This window comes from Cupriavidus sp. CER-90 (assembly GCF_057652055.1).
In genome coordinates, this window is record NZ_JBYGYM010000003.1 from 135,417 (window position 1) to 154,717 (window position 19,301).

Annotated in this window: 6 protein-coding genes; 2 read left to right on the forward strand and 4 right to left on the reverse strand. The window is 63.7% G+C overall.

Annotation, left to right across the window (positions count from 1 at the left end; translation table 11 throughout):
• Nucleotides 1-20: 20 nt before the first annotated feature.
• Nucleotides 21-1,367 carry an aromatic acid/H+ symport family MFS transporter gene (locus tag AC24R4_RS27835; RefSeq protein WP_487524089.1) on the forward strand — a complete coding sequence of 449 codons (1,347 nt, stop codon included), beginning with the start codon at nt 21-23 and terminating at the stop codon, nt 1,365-1,367.
• Nucleotides 1,368-2,690: 1,323 nt separating this feature from the next.
• Here the strand turns inward: AC24R4_RS27835 and AC24R4_RS27840 are convergent.
• Both AC24R4_RS27840 and AC24R4_RS27845 read right to left on the reverse strand, forming a co-directional pair.
• Nucleotides 2,691-2,930 carry a type II toxin-antitoxin system RelE/ParE family toxin gene (locus AC24R4_RS27840; RefSeq protein WP_487524090.1) on the reverse strand — a complete coding sequence of 80 codons (240 nt, stop codon included), beginning with the start codon at nt 2,928-2,930 and terminating at the stop codon, nt 2,691-2,693.
• A gap of 3 nt (nt 2,931-2,933) precedes the next feature.
• A complete protein-coding gene (locus AC24R4_RS27845; protein ID WP_487524091.1) occupies nt 2,934-3,134 on the reverse strand; it encodes a hypothetical protein in 201 nt (66 codons plus the stop codon).
• A gap of 522 nt (nt 3,135-3,656) precedes the next feature.
• Between AC24R4_RS27845 and AC24R4_RS27850 the strand changes: the two genes are divergently transcribed.
• Nucleotides 3,657-3,905: a hypothetical protein gene (locus tag AC24R4_RS27850; RefSeq protein WP_487524092.1), complete on the forward strand. Its 249-nt coding sequence runs from the start codon at nt 3,657-3,659 to the stop codon at nt 3,903-3,905.
• A gap of 74 nt (nt 3,906-3,979) precedes the next feature.
• On the opposite strand, the gene AC24R4_RS27855 is transcribed toward AC24R4_RS27850, so the two are convergent.
• On the reverse strand, nt 3,980-4,312 hold the full coding sequence (locus AC24R4_RS27855) for a DUF6572 domain-containing protein (protein WP_487524093.1): 333 nt from the start codon (nt 4,310-4,312) through the stop codon (nt 3,980-3,982).
• A gap of 2 nt (nt 4,313-4,314) precedes the next feature.
• Nucleotides 4,315-19,122, reverse strand: a complete 14,808-nt coding sequence (locus AC24R4_RS27860) for a LysM peptidoglycan-binding domain-containing protein (RefSeq protein WP_487524094.1) — start codon at nt 19,120-19,122, stop codon at nt 4,315-4,317.
• Between the last annotated feature and the right edge of the window lie 179 nt (nt 19,123-19,301).

Below are 19,301 nucleotides of genomic sequence, written 5' to 3' on the forward strand. Positions count from 1 at the left end.
GGCTTTCCGGAGGAGACAATATGTCCGCCAAATCCACGTTGAACGTGACCACGTTCATCGATCGCCAGCCGCTGTCCGCATTCCAGGTGACGATCGTCGTGCTGTGTTTTCTGATCGTTGCCATCGACGGCTTCGACACCGCCGCCATCGGCTTTATCGCCCCGGCCATCCGCGCGGAGTGGCAACTGACCCCGGCGCATCTGGCGCCACTGTTTGGCGCGGGCCTGGGCGGCCTGATGGCCGGCGCGTTCCTGTTCGGCCCGCTGGCAGACCGCTTCGGTCGCAAGACGGTGCTGGTGGTGTCGGTGCTGTGCTTCGGCGCGGCCAGCCTGGCATCGGCCTGGTCGCCGGGATTGTGGGAACTGATTGCGCTGCGCTTCGTGACCGGTCTTGGCCTGGGCGGTGCCATGCCCAACGCCATCACGCTGACGTCGGAGTTTTGCCCCGACAAGCGCCGCTCGTTCCTGGTAACCACAATGTTCTGCGGTTTCACGGTCGGCTCGGCACTGGGCGGGCTGGCGTCGGCCGCCCTGATCGAGGCCTTTGGCTGGCGATCGGTGTTGCTGATCGGCGGTGTGCTGCCACTGGTGCTGAGTGTGATGCTGATCCGCATGCTGCCGGAATCGGTGCGCTACCTGGTGGTCAAGGGCCGGGACAATAACCGCGTGCGCGCCACGCTGCGCCGCATCGCACCCGACGCGGACCTGCAGTACACGACCTTTGTGGTGACCGAAAAGGCCGGCACGCAAGTCTCGCCGGTGAGGCACCTGTTCAAGCCGGAACTGCTGCGCGGAACGCTGCTGCTGTGGCTGACGTTCTTCATGAGCCTGCTGGTGATCTACCTGCTGTCGAGCTGGCTGCCGACACTGCTACGCGGCACGGGCATGTCGCTGACCACCGCCGCGCTGGTCACCACAATGTTCCAGGTGGGCGGCACCGTGGGCGCAATCGTGCTGGGCTGGCTGATGGACCGTGTCAATCCGCACTATGTGCTGGCCATCAGCTACGCGCTGGCCGGCGTGTTCGTGGCCGCCATCGGCAGCCTGGCCGGCGCCCCGCTCGCGGCAGGCAGCGCGGTGTTCCTGGCCGGCTTCTGCATCTCCGGATCGCAGGTGGGCGCCAATGCCTTGTCAGCCAGCTACTACCCCACCGATTGCCGCGCCACCGGCGTCAGCTGGGCCAACGGCGTGGGACGCTTCGGCTCGGTAGTGGGATCGGTCGGCGGTGCGACGATGCTGTCGATGGGACTGACGATGCCGTCACTGTTCGTGCTGGTCGGCATCCCTGCCGTCGTAGCTGGCGCGACGATGCTGTCGCTCGGCCTAGTGCGGCGCGGAAGCAGAGCGCAAGAACTGGCGGTCGGCTAACCGGCCATGCTGGCGCCTCGTTAGGCCAGCATGGCGGGCGGCGGTGGACTTTGAGGGAAGCCGACCGCCTGCTTCCCTGAGGTCTCGAGTTCAAAGACGCGTACGGCAAACGTTGACTGTGGCCTGGTTTAGAACTCCGCTCAGTACAGTTTGGAATTCTGTCCCGATGCGTTTCTTGAAGCGTGCATAGGACGGTACTAACTCGTTCCGGACGCCGGGCGCCGGGCGCGGGGTAGATCGCAATTTATGTTAAGTGCGGCTCGTAGGATAGAATCCTATTCCGAAATGACAGAAGCCTATCCTCTTTAGCGGTGGCGCGTCTTGGTATCACCCACCCACCGGCGAAACGTCACCCGCGCAGCCACTGCCTTATCTTCGACCGCGCATCGCATAGCGGCCGTTGATGCGGATTCATGTAAGCAGTCCTTTATGGACGTCCTGCCGAGGTAGTCGATGAGTAGGATCATGGTATCCATCTGCATAAGTGCAGTCTTTGCTCCCGCACTAGCCAACAATGCCGATGCCTTGGCCGCTGCGATTTCAGGAACAGCGAGCGTACCCACAGCGTCCTGCATACTCATAGCTGCTTGGTACTGCAGGCTATTAACGGACGCGTCGCGACGGCCGCCGGTGTCGTCCGTCCCACGGCACCATCTGAGGACCGGTTACTGCCTGCTTCGCCCACTGCGCCTGATTTGCGGCTCGCGCGCGCCTGCATCGCTCCGCTGACAGTCCAATCCTGCCGAATACGCAGTCCGGAAGTCCCGTTTGCGGATTAGTTTGGAGAGTCGGGGCCGGCACAGCGCCGCTCGTGGCCCAGGCCGCGTCGACCCATAGCGAATACCGCTTGCACGTGCCGCAAGACCATTAGTGCGGTTCTGAAGGCGTGGCACCCACAGGGGCTCGCATCGTTTGCGGCTCACGCCACTTGGCGCTGACGAGCAAATGGTATCCACATCGCCCGCTACGCTTGATGGGAGGCGACTTTTCAGTCCGTGATACGGGCCGCAAACGTGATAGTTTTTGAGGGGAAGCCCCCGAAGTTGGCTTTTGGCGTTGCGAGGAGGGCGACCCTTTATCCACCGTGCGCAAGGCCAGTGCATACCGTTTGCACGTGCCGCGCCGGCCATCGATCAGGAGCGGGGGAAGCGCCCGCAATGCACGGGCATCGTTGGCGTTCGCTTGCGGCGTTACGGAGCTCGATTACGTGCAAATGGTATCCGCCAGTGCCCACCGGCGCCGCTCGAACTCAATGCGTAATCAAGCTCGCAATGATGTCGCGGCGCTCGTGCAAGACGCGCACGACGTCCAGCACCTCACCGCTCACGCGTAGAACACCAGGAAGGGGAAGCGATCGAGCGACCAGACGCGCAGCGATGCGTCCAGCAGGAGGTGGGCGTAGCGGCGCGAGCCAATGCTCGGATGTTCGAGCAGGAAGGTCAGCACGCTCAGCAATTCGTCGGTAAAGGCCTCGCCAAGACCTGGCGCGGCATCGTCATACCAGTCCTGGGCCGTATCGGCGTCACCGCGCGCAGCGGGACGTAGCTTCGGGCGCAACGCCACGGCTTAGCGCTTGCGGCTTTGCAGGCGGGCGCGGAACTCGGCCGCGAATTCGTCAACATGCGCGTACTCGGCCCCTTCGCCGCTGTTGAGCCCTTCCAGGATGAGCTCATACAGGCGACGCTCCGCCTCGTTCTGCGGACCAATAGCATCGGCAGCACGCGGCAGCAGGTACTTCTGCGAGTAGGGAGGGGTCGGGCGGGCCATGCCGCATTCTACCAAGGGTGCGGACAGTCTAGTCATCATCTCCCTCGATCAGCGCCTCCAGCGGCACTTTCGGGCCCGCGCTATGGCGTCACGGTCTGCCGGCTGCGCTCGCCGTTCGCGACCGGTGCGTGCCGCATGCACCTACTCCAGCTGGCGGATCTGCTCGTAATACGCAAAGCCTTGATTTCATGCGGGTTTCCGGACTCGTGTATGACGCAAACGCCCACCGGAAACGCATCGATCAACCGCAAAGCTAAGCCTGGCGCGGGTTTTAGGCTCATCGAACGATGTGCGTATGGTGTGCAGAGAGATTAGGACCCAGATTTGCGGCGGAATCGGACCAGGCGGAGGGCCTGTTACACCCCGCCAACGCCGCTAAAGAGCGTATCCCATCAGGGTTGCAGGGCCAGCCACGTCCCACAACAGTCCCATTACTGTTACCTTTAAGTTGCCTTTCAGTTCCCCACGCGCCGTCGGTGTTCCCAACAAGTTGCCGTTTTGTTGTCTTTCTGTTGCCCTGCCATGCTGCCACCCAAACCGATTCACCTGCTGTCGGACGACGAACTGGAAGCACTCTTCGCCGAGATGTTCAACGACGATGGCGAGGCCGCCCGTGAGCACCTCGCCAATGGCAACCCCATCTATGTGTCAACGCCGGATACGCCCAAGGGCACCGTCGAGAAGCGCTTCCCGGATGGCACCCGGCAGTTCGTGCGCTTCGATCTCCAGGGCGAGCACGCCGTCAGCGACATCATGCTGCCCGACGCATAGCCCGGAAACGACAACGCCCGCGCGAAGCGGGCGTTGAAGGAGTTGGTACTCCGGTAGTTTTACGGTCCGTAAGACTAATAACCTTCTGGCAGTGCCCCAAACTTCAGTTCCACCCCCATGTCCAGCAATTGCTGCTGCGCTGAAGTTAAGAAGCGCATGCCAGCCTCGCTGGGGCCATGCTGGTGCACAATCTCGATTCGTATGGAGCGGCCTTTTGAGCCAGGCAAGACTTCCTCCATCTGGCCACTCCCAATGAAGCCGAGATAGGCCCCGATTTTCTGCTCCAGCAGGCTAAAGTGGCTTGCTTCATCGTCCCAGGTGAGATGGTCGGAGATGGTAAGAACGACCTTTCCATCATCCTTCGCAATCCCCATCCCGTCTACGGCATTCGCATTCTCAACGGTCACAACTAGTATCCCTTCTGAAGGTTACTTGGTCTCACAACCTGTACTGTGGTTGGAGGAATCACAGTGCCAGCTGGATAGCTTGGATTCCCCGAATTTCCCACTACTACACCGCCATACTGCTCGATCAAAGGAAAGCCGGCCGTCTGATTACGCGTCAGTCGCGCAGCTTCGCTAGCTTTAGCTTCCATGAGATTGAACTTCGACGTATTCGGATCAGTCCCAACGCCGTCTAATCTTACGCGGAAGTTCGCAACGTCGCCAACTGCATTCGTAAAAGGACGAATAGAAACTTCCTCCAGGAAGTTGTTTAGGGTATTGCTGCCGTAAGCAGCAACTCGAGCTTGGAAGGCAGCCCCATTTTGAGAGTTAATCTGGACTTGTGTAAGTTCTGATGTACCGTTTGGCGCAATCGGCTCGAGTTGCAGTGGCACAGGATTCGAGTAAAGCGTACCCGGCGCATAGGGCGCCAACTTGATGTTCCAATCCCGGACGCCTGCACCGCGCAATGTCGCTGCGGCATCACCAATCAGCTCGCGTGTCGCCGAGATCCCACCCGATGCCCCAAAGGTCACCGCCAACTCACCCAAGGCGGCTTGCTGTTCATTCAGCCCAAATGCTCCGCGCAAGCCTTGGTTCAGGAAGCTCGATGTCGGCTGTCCCGTCACTGCCATCTGAGCGCTCGCGTACATCTGATCCAGAGCCAACGCCGTCGCTTGTGGATTAAGGCTTACTGCAGCTCCTGCAACTCCATACCCCGCTGCCACTGTACCCGCTAGCCCCAAGGCGCGCGGCCCCAGCTTGTACTCGTCGATAGCTCGCGCCGCAGGGTCCGCAATGGCGCGAGCGGGGCCAGCGTATCCAGATGCCACATCAGACGGTAGATCACTCGACAGTACGGAGAATTCCCCCCCCAGAGCAGCCGCAACAATGTTCGCAGCAGAGTTGCTGGGGACAACTGCCGCCGCCTGCAACGTGGCCTGCTGCGCTGCAAACGCCTGATTGTCAGCTTGGAAGCCGCCGAATCGATTGGCCTCCCGGTACGACTCACTAGCGGCGGCCGCCTCGGCTTGTGCCTTTGCGATTTGCTCTGCGATCTTGACCCGGTTAGCCCCCTCAGCAGCGGTCAGCTTGCGCCCAAGTTCGCTGTCACCATCGGCGGCAATGGCGCTATCCAGATACAGCTCCTGCCCGGGCCGTACAATCGGCATGCCCTTGGCATCGAACTTCAACTGCCCTGTGCGGGCAAGCTGACCGTATGCTGCGTATCGATCCGACACCCCGGCTCCATCCAGTGCCGACAGAACGCCTTGTCCCTTGCCGATGGTAATGGCGTTGGGCCCATCGGCCGGCAGCCCAGTCGGGACACCTGGTGGTGTCCATGACCCGTCTGGATTCTGTATCTCCGGAATCGCCGGCCCCATCGCGTCGGCCCCCGTAAAGATCCCACTCACCGGCGTATTGTCTAGATAGCTAATGCTCGGCGCCTTGCTGCCGTACAAGGTGCCATCCCAAGCGGTACTCGATTGGGTGGCCAAGCTCTGACCCAACGCATTGCCAAACGCATCTGTTGCAATGGTCTGGATATCAACTCGTCCGCCGCCCAGTGCTGCTGTCGTTAGCCCTGCGCCCAGCGACTTGACAAACGACCCGCCGAACGACGTTGCAGCGCCTCTCCCAAATTCAGAGTCGATCTTTCCGCCAATGGCGGAACCGACTGCGGCGCCAGCAGCTGAAGCCACCACCGATTTCCAGTTGAACTTGTCCTGGAGTCCAATGGCAACACTGATTCCTTGCGTGACCGCGCTTGTCAGCGCCCCTTGCACGGCGGCGTTCACCATCGTGCTGCTAGTGAGTGAACTCACCTCGGAAAGCGGTCCGGTGATCGCCCCACCCACTGCAGCCATTGCGACCTGCTTCCAGTCGAAGCTGTCTTGCTGACCGATTGCCATTCCGGTCAGCTGACCGGCCACCGACCCGGCGGCGGCACCTATGGCACCCGCGGCCACCATGCTGAAGCCTTCTTGGACCAGATAGTATTGACCGGTGTAGAAGGCCACCACCACGGTGACGATCAGAACGATGATGCCCCCGATCAGACCACACCCATCACCCCCACCCGCACTCGGCATCGGCAGGTTCGGCGTCGTATCCCCGACGATCTTGCTCGGGTCGTACGGCTTGAACACGCCACTGTCGTTGTGGATGCCGGTTGCCTGGTTCGGAATGTTCAGCGTCTGGCCAACGCGCAGGTCGCGGTCGGAGCTCAGGCCGTTGGCCTCGGCGATGCGGAACCACAGGGCCGAATCACCGTAGGCGCTGCGGGCGATGCTTTGCAGCGAGTCGCCGTTCTGCACGGTGTAGCTGCCCGGTGCAGCGTTCGGGTAGTTCGCCACGATCGGCTGGTAGCCGAAGTCGTAGTCAGCGCCGTACGAGAAGTTCGGATTGCCCTGCCCGTTCTTCGGCGTCACCGGGTTGATGCCCACGCCGTGCGTGCCGATCACCTCGCCGTTCACCACCAGTTGGCGGTTGATGTTGCCGCCCTGGTTGACCTGCAGCACATGGCCTGCCGCATCGTTCACGAACGTGCGGTTGTTGGCCGGCAGGGTCGCGTCGTAAACCCCGATCAGGTTGCCGTTGACGTCGTAGCTGCTGGTGGTCGAGCCCGGGTTCATCTTGTCGCTGCGGCCCGAGAGCGTGCCCTGCTTGTAGCCCTCGAAACGCAGCATGCTGTAGTTGTAGACGTTCGTGTAGCCGCCTGCGTAGTCGCGCAGCGTGTACTGCAGCACGTTGCCGGCGGCATCGTAGCTGTCGTAGTTGACGTCAGACTTCAGCGTGCCGTCGCTCTTGAGCGTGCGCTGGTGCAGCAGGCGGCCGTTCGCGTCGTAGATGTTGGCGCGCAGCTCCAGGCCGTTGGTCTGGTCCTGCGGCACCCCTTCGTTGAGCTTGTTGACGTAGTCCTGCGGCAGGTTGCGCGAACCGCTCATCGTCACGCGCCCTGCCCCGTCGTAGAAGCGGTGATCGATCTGCACGCCGTCGCGCACCACGCTGACCAGGCGGTTCTGGTAGTCGTAGCTGTAGTTCTCCGTCACCTGGCCGGCATAGCGCACGAAGGACGTGGGGTTCGTGCCATAGATGGCTTCGCCAGACTCCTCGTAGCCCACGATGATGGTCTCGCCACCGGCCGTGGTCACCTTGTTGCCGTAGTACGTGTCCGAGGTACGGTTGCCGTTCCTGTCGTACGTGATGGCGTGCCCCTGCGTGCCGATGTTGCCGTAGACATCCACGCCATCCACCACGATCTGGCGGTTCATCGAGTCGTAGCGGAAGAAGCGCGTCATGTCCGAGCGGTTGCCGCCATCTACCGAATGCTGGTCGATCATGGTGCGGTTGCCGGCTGCGTCGTACTGGAACGAGATATGTACCTGCCCGTCCGCCACGTCGCGCAGGCGGTTCAGCGCGTCGTAGGCCAGGAAGTTGTCCTGGTAGACGGCGCCGCCCTGCACGGTCTTCTCGCGCACGCGGTTGCCCGCCAGGTCATAGGCGTAGGTCGTGGTCTGACCCAGCGCGTAGTCACTGATCGTGGTCACCTGCCCTGCGGCATCGTAGTCCCAGCCCAGCGACTGGCCGCGCGTGTTGCTCTGGCGGATCAGCTGCCTGGCATTGTCATAGGCGTAGCTGTACACCGCGCCGCCGATGTCGGTGTGGCGCGTAACGCGGCCGAAATAATCGTACGTCCACGTTGCCGCCATGTTGGTCGGATCGACCTCGGCGATCTTGCGGTTCAGCGCGTCGTAGGCCGAGCGCGTGACCTGGCCCATCGGCTGCGTGGTCGAAAGCAGGTTGCCACGCAGATCGTAGGCATAGCGGGTAACGGCACCGGCCCCGTCAATCTGCAGGAGCAGTCGTCCCGCCTGGTCGTAGCGATACTCCTCCGACACGTTTTGCCAGCCGGCACTTTGCAGGTTGTAGTTGCCGTCCACATAGGTCACTTCGGTGCCGGCGTGGATCGTGCTCATCAGGCGGTTCGCCGCGTCGTACGTATAACGCGTGAGCCAGCCCATGGCGTCGAGCATCGACATCTTGTTGCCGAAGGCGTTGTAGCGATAGCTCACCACCCCGCCGTCGGCGTGCAGTTCCGTCACGACATTGCCGGCTGCATCGTAGGTCTTGCCGTTGACGTTACCGTTGGCATCGGTTACAGAAACTTCGCGGCCCAGCGCGTCGTAGGTATGGCGCGTGACCGGGCTCAGATAGGTCTGGTTGCCATCGGCATCGGGGCGGCGTTCCTCGATGATCTGGTTGTTGGTGTTGTAACGGTACGTGGTCTTCCAGTACGGCGAGCGCGGATCGCTGATTTCAAGCACATTGCCCCAGCGGTCCAGCTTCTGCTGGATGCTCGGCCGCGCCCAGAACGCGTCGCCATTGATGCCAGTGGCCTGGCCGACGGCGCCACCGGCCTGGCTGGCGCTGAGGCTGATCGCCGTGCTGGACGTGGTAGATACGCTGGCGCCGTACTGCGCCGGAATCGGGTTCACATAGTAGGCCGGCGTGTACGGCGGCGTGGTCGATTGCGTGGTCGGTGGCGGCGTGGTGCCCTCCACCCATACCTGTTGCTGCTGGGTCTGCCACTGATAGACCGTGTAAGGCACGCCAACCACTACGTTGCCCTGCCATGCGTAGTGCGCGTTCAGGATCTGGTTGCCCGATTCGTCGGTACCGACGACCACCGGGTAGCCGTAGATCGGGCGCGGCGCCACCGTCATGTAGGCATTCGGGTTCGGCGGGTAGATCGTCACCCAGTTGTAGACCGGCACGCTGCGCGAGCGCCATTCCGTCACCCACACGGTCGTGTAGATGATGTTGCCGGCTTCGTCGCGCGCAGGCACGGGGTTGCCGGATTCGTCCGTCGTCATCACCGGCGGCCCCTGCGTGGGCACCTGTACCGTGTACCACTCGGTCGTCCAGCCAGTGAGCTGGTATTCCGAGTACGGCACCGCAACCACAACGCTGCCCTGCCACGCGTAATGCGAGTTCAGGATCTGGTTGCCGGATTCGTCGGTGCCGAGGATGACCGGATACGTGTACTGCGCGGGGGTGTAGCCAGTGATGTACTGGGCGGGATCAGGCGGATACGCCGTGACCGGCACCTGCACCTGCACATTGCGGGTTTCGTAGTGTCCCGGGCCCTGTGCGTAGTAGGTCAGCGTTCCCAGCGCCTGGCCAATGCGGTTACCCGCCCAGTCCGTCACCACGAGCTGGTATTCGTAGTTGCCGGGCGGCAGGCCAGTCACGTTGACGTACTGCGTTGCCGGGTTGCCGGATTCGTCCGCCGCTTCCGAATAGACGGGCAGCTGGGTCCACGTGCCGCTGCCCTGGGCGCGATACATGAACTGCACGATGCCGTTGGGCGTCGGCCAGCGCAGCAGCTTGGCCGGCGTTGCGCCGATGATGTTGCCGGACTCGTCCTTGGCCCACGACGTATTGCCTGCCTCGTCAACCACCGGCTGTGAGCCGACCACGCCATCGGTAAGCGAGACATTGACCGGCGGATAGTTGACCTGCGGCACCCAGTATCCGGGTACCTCCGCCACCTTGACGAAGGTGCCCGTGGCATGGGCATACGGCGATGCGTCGCCGGTCTGAGTCCACAGCAATTCGAATTCGTACGTGCCGGCGCCAAGCTGAGCCGTATCCACGCCGTACAGGCCGTTGCCGCGCGGCGTTGCCGTCATCTGCTGCCAGGCGATGCCGCCCAGCGGGCGGTAGCGAACGATCTGCGTCACGCCATCGCCAGGGCTTTGCCACGACAGCACGCCGGCGCCGGACTGGCCGTAGCCGATCGGTGTGCCGATGGTCTGCAACGCCGGGGCGCTCAGGCTGACATTGCCAGTGGCCGTGATGCGCGTCACGCCGTCGCGGCCCACCGTGATGACCTGGTACTTGTAGTTGCCGGCCGGCAGGCCCGCCGCGTCGTAGCGCAGCGTTTCGCCGAAGCGCGTCAGCGGCAACGCATTGCCCCAGCCGCCGCTGCCATCGGCGGGCGCCAGTTGCAGGTACACCGTCTGCGCCGGATCGGCGGGCGCCTGCACTTCGATGGCGTTGCCACCCACGCCTGCGCCGTTCTGGTCGTGGATCAGGATCCACTCACCCTGCGCATTCTGCTTGAAGACCTGGATATGCGTGATCTTGCCTACGCCACCCACGCCCTGGTAGTTCTGGTCCGTCCACGCGAAGCTGGTGCCATAGGCGCCCTGCTCTGCCGTCAGCAGCGCCGAGCGATGCTGCGCCACGCCCGGCACTGTCACCGTGGTTTGCGATCCGCTTTCGTTGCTGCTTTCTCCGGTGCCGGGCACCGCGTACGTGTACGTCGCGGACGTGTAGTCCACTTCCACACGAACCTGCCCGGCACCCAGGTTCTGCAGGCCGGTCCACGACAGGTTGATCTGGTTGGTGCCAGACCAGGTCACAATGCCAGACTCATCGGCCGCGGCGGTGGCCGACTGGGTAGATGTGGATACCACCATCGGCTGGGCCACCACCCCACCCTGCACCTGCAGGCGTTCGGGGCCCGTTTGCGAAATCTGGCGTCCCAGCACGTCGTACTGGCTGTCGGTACGACGCACGTCGCTCAGTTGGCGGGCGATGTCGGCGCTGCCGATCGCGGCGATATTGACGTTGCCACGCCCCACCCCCGCACTACGGATGTCCGCCGTGGCGTTACCGTAGAGATCGAACAGCGTGATGCGGTCAACCCCGTCGCCATTGTTCGTGCGCCACAGGTGTCCGGCATTGTCGTACTCGTAGTACTCCTGACGCCCACCGTTGACGCCCTTGCGCACGACTTCGCCGAAGGCGTTGTATTCCTGCGCCGTGTCCGTCAGGCCGGCCTGGGCCTGGCTGATCTCGGCAATGCCGGAGCCGTTCGCCTGCCCCGGGCTGCCTTCCCACTTGCTGACCCACTGGCCGCCTTCGAACTGCCACACCCGGATATACGACAGCGACGTCAGGCCGCCATCGTTGGTGCCATTGTCCGACCATGCAATGGTGGCGCCGCTTGCCGCCGAGGCGGCGGAAAAGTCCACCGTGCGGCTGGCGGCATGGGCGGCCACGCCACCGGTACCAAGCGACTGGCCGTTCTCGTCCACGCCCAGCGAATACCGCGTGTCGGCGGTGATGTAGTCGATCTGGATGCGAACCAAATCGCCCTGGGCGTTGATCAGCGAAGACCACGACAGGTTGACCTGGTTGGTCCCCACCACGCCAAGGCGGCCGCTTTCGTCCATCACCTGCACGCCGGCACCGCTGTACGAGACGTTCAGGCCACCCTGCAGCACCGTGGTGGAGGCCGGGTCGATCGTATGCGTGAGCTGGCCGAGCTTGTCGTACTGATAAACCTCGAACTGGGTGTGCGTGACCCCGTCATTGCCGGTCACCGCCTGCCAGGTCTTGGCCACCTGGCCACGCTCGTTGAACGACGTGTAGTGATTGACGCCGGTGCTGTCGGTGCTCTGCGTCGCATGACCGTGGGCGTCGTACTGCGTGAACGTGTAGCGATCCAGTCCGGTTTCGCTGACCGTATAGCCGTTCACGCTTGCCGTCGCCGCGCCGTTCGCGCGGTCGGCCTTCAGCACGACGTTGCCGTAGGCATCGCGCCAGAATTCCGTCAGCGGCGTCAGCGTGCCGCCGCTCTCCGTGCTGGCAATCGACGGCGCGGCAATCGCGCGTATGCGGCCAAGTGCGTCATAGTATGTGTAAGTCTTGCTGCCCAGGGCGTCGGTGACGCTGGTCTGGTTGCCCACGGCGTCATAGGTGTACGACGTGGTCAGGTTGCCGCGCGTGCTGCTGCCGTTCGATGCGGTGCTGTACTCCACGTTGACGCGGGTCTCGCTGGTCTTGCGGTTGGCGCGGTCGAACGCGTACGTCGTGGTCCGGTCGTCGCCGGAGCCTGATACCGCACCGTAGCCAGACACCGACCAGGTGCCGGCGCCCAGTGCCGTGGCGTACTCGGTCTGCGCGACCATGTTGCCCGCGGCATCGAAGCTCTTCTTCGTCAGGTAGCCCAGCGCATCGACCGTGGCGATCTGGTTGCCGCGCAGGTCGAAGTAGTTGGTGGTGGTCGCCCACGAATTGGTGACGGCATTGCGCAGCAGGCTCACCTGCACCGTGTTGCCGAACGCGTCGAACGTGGTGCGCGTGGTCTTGCCAGCGGTAAAGTACTGCGCGCTGCCGGCCGCGCTGGAGTCGTACGTGAACGCCTGCGGCTCCACCAGTTCCACCACACGGCCAAGCTTGTCGTATGTGCTGACGATCTGGCGGTCGAGGCTGTGATCCACGCCCGCCGCATTGATCGCGGCTTCCAGCGTGGCCCGTGTCGGCGCGCCGGCAGCGCCGTTGAATGGCGTGTTCGAGAGGCCCGTACGCGTGGCGTAGCGCACGAGGCGCGTGACCTCGCCGTAGGCATTGCGGGTGTAGCCAGTGACATAGCCTTCGGCATCGAGCTCATACAGCACGTTGCCCAGCGCGTCGTAGACCTTGGCGCTTGTGTTGCCGGCGACGTCCTTGCCGCCAACGGCGTTGCCAAGCGTGTCGTACCAGGTCTCCGACGACAGGACCCGGACCGTTTCCACGCGGCCGGCGCCGCCGTACTGACCGTTTGACGCCACGTTGCCTAGGGACTTGCTGTAGACGGCAACGGGCGGGAAGGTCGTCTTGATCTGGCGGCTCAGTGCGTCGTACTCGTAGCGGGTGGTGCGCTCTTCGGTACGACCTGCAGCCTCGGTACGCGCCACCAGATTGCCCAGCGCGTCGTACTGGTAGCGCGTTACCACCGCGCCGTACGCATTCTGAGACACCACCAGGGTGCCGCCGGCCCCCGTCGCAGACACCCCAGTCAACAGTACTTGCGGCGAAGTTTCCTGGATCAGGCGGCCGCTGGCATCGTAGTCATAGGACCAGACGTTACCAAGCTTGTTGGTGAAGGTGAGCTTCTCGCCCAGACCGTTGTACGTGTAGCGTTCGGTCGCCCCTAACGGATCAGTACTGGCCACCAGGTTGCCAGAGGTGTCGTACACGAACGTGTTGACCTGGTCCATCGCCGCAGCCGCTACGACCGCTGCGCCAATCGCATCGGTCGTGGCCGCCACGCTGGCCGGAATCGCCAGCGCAAACTGCGTGGTCTTCACGATATGGCCGATGCCGTCGTAATCGGTCTTCTTGACGTAGCCCAAAGCATCGACCGAATAGATCAGGCGGTTGCCAGCATCGTAGCCACGACGCTCGATCCGGTCGTGCGCGGTGTCGGACACCAGCTTGCCACGCAGCGTGTCGAGCGTCGATGTGGCCGTCAGGCCGCTGGTATCAATGGCCTTGGCGTAGGTATGCACGGACACGACATTGCCCACCGCGTCGTAGACGTTTTCGGTGGCCACACCCTGCGCATTGATGGCGATGACGGCCCGGTTGGCTGCGTCATAGCCATAGCGTTCGATGCGGTCGGCGCCATTGGCTTGGATCGCGGCACGTATGGCCGCCAGCGTCGGGTTGGCAAGCGCCTGCGTGAGAGCCGTGCCCGTCAGGGCCGTGGCGTAGCGCGTGCTGACCGTGACGTTGCCGTTGGCGTCATAGCTGCGCTCGGTGACGCCGCCCAGCGCGTTCACCTGGAAAATCTGGCGATTGGCCGCGTCATAGGCATATGACGTGACCACATCCGCCGCATTCGCCACCACCGTGCTGAATGCTGCGCCCTGTGCGATCGGGGTCGCGTAGCGCACCGACCGGATCAGGTTGCCGGCCTTGTCGTAGATAAACTGCGTGACGGCGCCCACGCCGTCGACAGTCCAGAGCGGAAGGTTCGCAGCGTTGTACTCGGTGCGGACGTGTGCGTCCTTTGCAGCATTGGCCACCAGCACCACCGCAGCCTGGATTGCCGAAGCCGTCGCGGCAGTGGCAATCGGTACAGGCGTGGCGTAGGTTATCTTTTCGAGGACGTTGCCTACTGCATCCCACTTGGTGGCCGTGACGATTCCACCCGCATCGATCGTGTAGATCGGTCGGTTGATATCGTCATATACCGTGCGTACATGTAGGTCATGTGCTGAATCTGCCACCAGGGCCGGCGTGGCCTTCCCGTCCCAGTTGGCGAGGTTTATCCTGTTCGCGTAGGCAATGCGCTCGATGACATTGCCGTTGGCGTCGTACCTGTACTCCACCGCCGCGCCCGTGCCATCTACCGTGAAGCGCAGGCGACCAGTGGCATCAAACACGCTCGATGCCACGCCATCGGTGGCGGCGGCAGCCGTGATACGAGCCGTGATGTCGGCGATGCCCGGCGTGGCCGGCAGCCCGGTCAGCGCGATCGGCGTGGCATAGCTGACGCTGCGCACCACATGCCCTTCGACGTCGTATACCGACTGCGTGACCGCGCCATTCGCGTCGATCTTGAACACCAGCCGGTCGTTCGCATCGTAGACAAAGCGCGAAACATGCCCCATGGCGTCGATGCTCGACACCATGTTGCCGTTGCTATCGTACGTGTAGCGGGTTGTCAGGTTCAGACCCGCCGGGTCCACCTGCTCAAGGATGCGTCGCCCTGCGCTGTCGTAGCCGTAGGCCGTCACCACGCCGTTGGGCGTGGTGACGGTCAGGACGTGGCCGGCGGCATCGTAGGCGTAGATTGTCTGCAGGTTCAGGCCGCCAGAATCTACGGTCTGCTTCAGTACCTGGCCCTTCTGATCGTACTGGTAGCTCGTGATCGTGCCGCGCGGGTCCTTCACCGTCAGGCGGTTGCCCAACGCATCGTACGTGTAGGTCGTCGTCGCATTAACGCCCGATGGGTCCAGCTGCTGCGTAAGCACGCGGCCGGCGGCATCGTACGTATAGTTGATCGTATTGCCGCTTGCATCGAGCGTCTTGATCAGGCGGCCGGCGCGATCATACGTCTGCTTGGTCTGCGTGACGTTGGTGTCCGTCTGGATCAGGGCACCGTTGGGGTTGTACTTGTAGACCGTGTCGTTGCCGCGTGCGTCGGTGATCTTGACCGTCTGGCCGTGGCGGTTGTGCGTGGTGACGGTTACCACGTTGCCCGGCAGGGTCACCGTGACCGTGCGGTTCTTGTCCGAGTACGCGAACTTGGTGATATTGCCAAGTGCGTCGGTCTGCGTCAGCACGCGGTCGAAAGCGTCGTACGTGCTGCTGCGGACGCTGCCCAGCGGGTCTTTCGTCGATACCGTACGGCCCAGGCGGTCATACGTGACTTCGCTGACGTTGCCGTTGCGGTCGACGGAACGGATCAAGCGGCCAAAGGCGTCGTAGACGGCGCTGCCGACCTGGTTCAGACCGGTGCGGTCCAGCACGGTTTGCAGGGCCAGGCCGCGGTGATCGTAGGCGATCTCCCGGGTTACCGTGCGACCGTCGCCAAGCGCCGTGGTCCGCGAGATCTCCTCACCAAATGCGTCGTAGGTAAGACTGGTCTGGTTGCCGGTGGCGTCGGTCGTGCCCGAGGTCAGCCCGTTGGCCGTGTACGTGTAGGTAACCTTGCTGTCCTGCGACGCGTTGCGAACCGCGTCGATGGCCGCCAGCAGCACGCTATTGGCGATGCCGCCGGCATTGGCGCCAGTGAGGTTGGTTAGGCTGATGCGGGTGGCATAGCGGATCGACGCCGACAGCAGGCCTTGTGCGTTGTACTGCTGCTCCGTGACTTCGCCGAGGGCGTTGACGGTGTGCGTCAGGCGGCTGTCGGCGTCGTAGAAGTACAGCGTGCGCAAGCCGTTGGCATCTGTGCTGCTGGTACGGCGGCCCGCTGCGTCGTAGGTGTACGTGGTGGCGTACTGCGACCAGATCGCATCGATCTGCGCCTGTGTCTGTCCGGCGACCAGCTTCGATGCGCCTTCGGCCGACAGCTCGGCCGTGACACGACCCTGGATGTCGAAGCGCACGTTCAGCGTGCGCACATCCGTAGTGCCGCTAGCTAGTACCGTGGACGTCCGGTTGCCCATCACGTCATACGTGTAGGTTGTGACGGTGCCTTCGGCGTTCGTCTCGGTCAGTACCCGGTTGAACAGGTCGTACGTGCGCTGGCTGGTCTGGTCCGCGGTATTGGTGGCCGGGCGAATCGTCGCCAGGTCCGAACCGGCCGTAACGGTGCCCACTGCCTTGTTGGCATAGCGCACCGTCTTCGTTAGGTTTCCGGCGAGGTCAAATGTGCTCTCGGTCAGATAACCCTCGGCGTTCACGGTGCCGACCAGTTGGCCCTTGCCGTTGTAGAGGTATACGTCACGGGCGTCGGCCGCATTGGTGGCCGGCAACAGTTGCGCCAGCGTGCCTGCGGCACGCTGCGACGCGGCGGTGGCCGTGGCATAGGTGATGCGCTCGGCGAGCTGCGCCGCTGCGTTGTATCGGAGTTCGGACAGGTAGCCTTCGCCGTCCAGCGTGGCGCGCAGCAGACCATCGGCATCGTAGAAGTTGCGCACGACGCGGTCGGCGGCCGTGGTGGCTGGCGCAACGCTGGCGGCGTCGGCGGTCGCGCCGAGGGCCGTGGTATCGACTTTCGTCGCGTAGCGGATCACCGCCACAACGCGCGAGGCGCCGTCGAATTGGGTTTCCGTCACCGCACCGGCTGCGTCAACCGACTTCACTAGGCGGCCAACGCTGTCATAGATGCGCCAGGACCGGTTGTCGAGCGCCGACGCGGCGGGCCGAATACTGGCCAGCGCGGGATTGGTCGGCGCGCCCTGCGCGTCAACCAGTTGCGACGTCTGCACCGCGTTGGCGTAGACGATGGTCTGGGTCAGCTGGCCGGCCTTGTTGTAGACGAATTCTGTCAGCGTGCCGGTGCCGTCGATCTCGGCGCTCCTGCGGCCGGCGTCGTCATACAGCGTCCAGCGGCGCACGCCGGTCGGATCCTGAGTCATCACCAGGCGGCCGTCGGCGTCGTAGCTGTAGCTGGTCTGTCCCAGTTGCTGGGCCGCTGCATTGGCCTGCGACACACTGACCAGGCGCCCTGCCTTGTCATAGACGCTGGTGGTCACCAGCCCATTGGCCGCGAGTACCGACGTCTTGTTGCCGGCGTCGTCGTAATGCGTCGCCGTCAGCTGGTTGGACGGATCGAGCGTGGCAACCAGGCGGCCAAGGCCGTCGTAGCTGTACTGCGTGACTGCGCCCGTGCCCGAGATCGTCTTCAGCAGCCAGCCGTGCTGGTCGTACACGTACTTAACCGTCGATGCGCCTGCCGCCAGCCCGTTGCCCGATGCATCCACCGTCGCATAGGTAATGGTAGACTGCAGCTGGCCGCGGAAGTCATAGGTCATGTCCGTCTGGACGACCTTGCGCTTGTCCTGCGTGGACGCCCATGCGGCGGCCTGGGCCTCGGTTACCACCGACGCCTCCGTCAGCGACGCGACGTTGTAGGTGCCCGCTGCGTACTCGATGCTGCGCACGCGGTTGCCGGCCGCATCGTAGCGGTACTCGGTCACGCGCCCTTCGGGCGAGATCGTGAAGCGCAGCTGCCCCTTGTTGGCAGCGTCGTAGATGTAGCGCGTGGTTTGCGGCGCGCCGGGCTGGCCCGTGCCAGCCCCGTCCGGATCAGCCACCAGGTAGGCGGTCTCGCTGATCAGGCGGTTCTGCGCGTCATAGACACGGCGCACGGTATTGCCGGCGGCGTCGCGCTGCAGCGTCTGGTTGCCGTTGGCGTCGTACTCCATGTCGATCGCCCGGCCCAGGCCGTCTACCACCCGTACCACGTCGCCATTGGCGTTGTAGGCGAACGCCGTGACCTGGCGTACGCCACCGGCGCCCGGTGCGTCCACGCTGGTCAGCTGGCCGCTGGCGTCGTACTCGTAGCGCGTCACGAGTCCGAGCGGATCGGTCACCGTGGTGCGGCGGTTGGCCAGGTCGTAGGTGTAGGCGGTGGTCTTGCCCAGGCCGTCGGTGACCGTGGCAATGCGGTACTGGCCGCCGACCTGCACATACGTGAATGCCAGGCTCGTGCCGTCGCTCTGCGTGACGGTGGCGATGCGGTTGCTCGCGCCGTCGTACGTGTACGTGGTGCGGTAGACATTGCCGTCCGCCACTGACGCGTCATCGGGCGTCAGGTCAACAGTGACGGTGGAAAGCCGGTTGCTGGCATCGTAGCCGTAGCTGACGGCGCTGACCGCCTTGGGGGTGCCGCCGACCAGCACCATGCTGCGTACGCGCGTGACGTTGCCGTTTGCATCGTAGTCGAGCTGGATAGACTCGCCGTCGCTGTTCGCAATGCTGGTGACACCACGGTCGCCCCACGTATAGCTCAGGGAGTGGCCCTGGGCGTCGATGCTGCTGACGATGCGCCCCGACGTTTCATAGATCTCGTTGCGCTGCGTATCGCCATCGATCCAGGCGAAGCGGCCCGAACCGGCGTCGTAGGCGATGGCGTCGTTGGCACCGCCCCCTGCCGCGGTCACGTACAGGTTGCGTGCCGCGTCATACGTGTAGGTGGCCGCCGATCCGTCCCGGTCCGTGCGCACCACGGTGCTGCCCGCAGCGCCGGGCGTGCCGGAGATCTGGAGCTTCGTGTCCAGTCCGTTCCACCAGTTGTCGCCATTGTCGTCGTTCAGCTGCCCCTGGCTGTTGTAGGTGCGCAGGACGCTGGTGGCGCCGCCGATGCCGACGAGCCGGTCGTCGCGGTCCTGGAGCACCAGGTTGCCCGTGGCGATGTTGACGTAGGCCTGCTCGCCGTTTCGGCCCTGGGCCGCGTTGCCGAGCGCGCCGCGCTGTCCGAGCGTGGCGAGAGACGTAAGGTTCAGACCGAGGCTGTTGCCGCTGACGATCGCTACCATGGCGTTGTTCTTGACCTGTATATGGTGGGTTCACGAGCAGTCGGCTCTGGGCAACACCCAGCAACGCGACCGGTCCTCGAACCAGTACATCCGGCACTTTCCGATTCCGTTTAGCGAAAATGGGCGACGACGATCTCGATGGTCGGGAAGACGGGAAGCTGCAAGGAAAGACAAGGCAA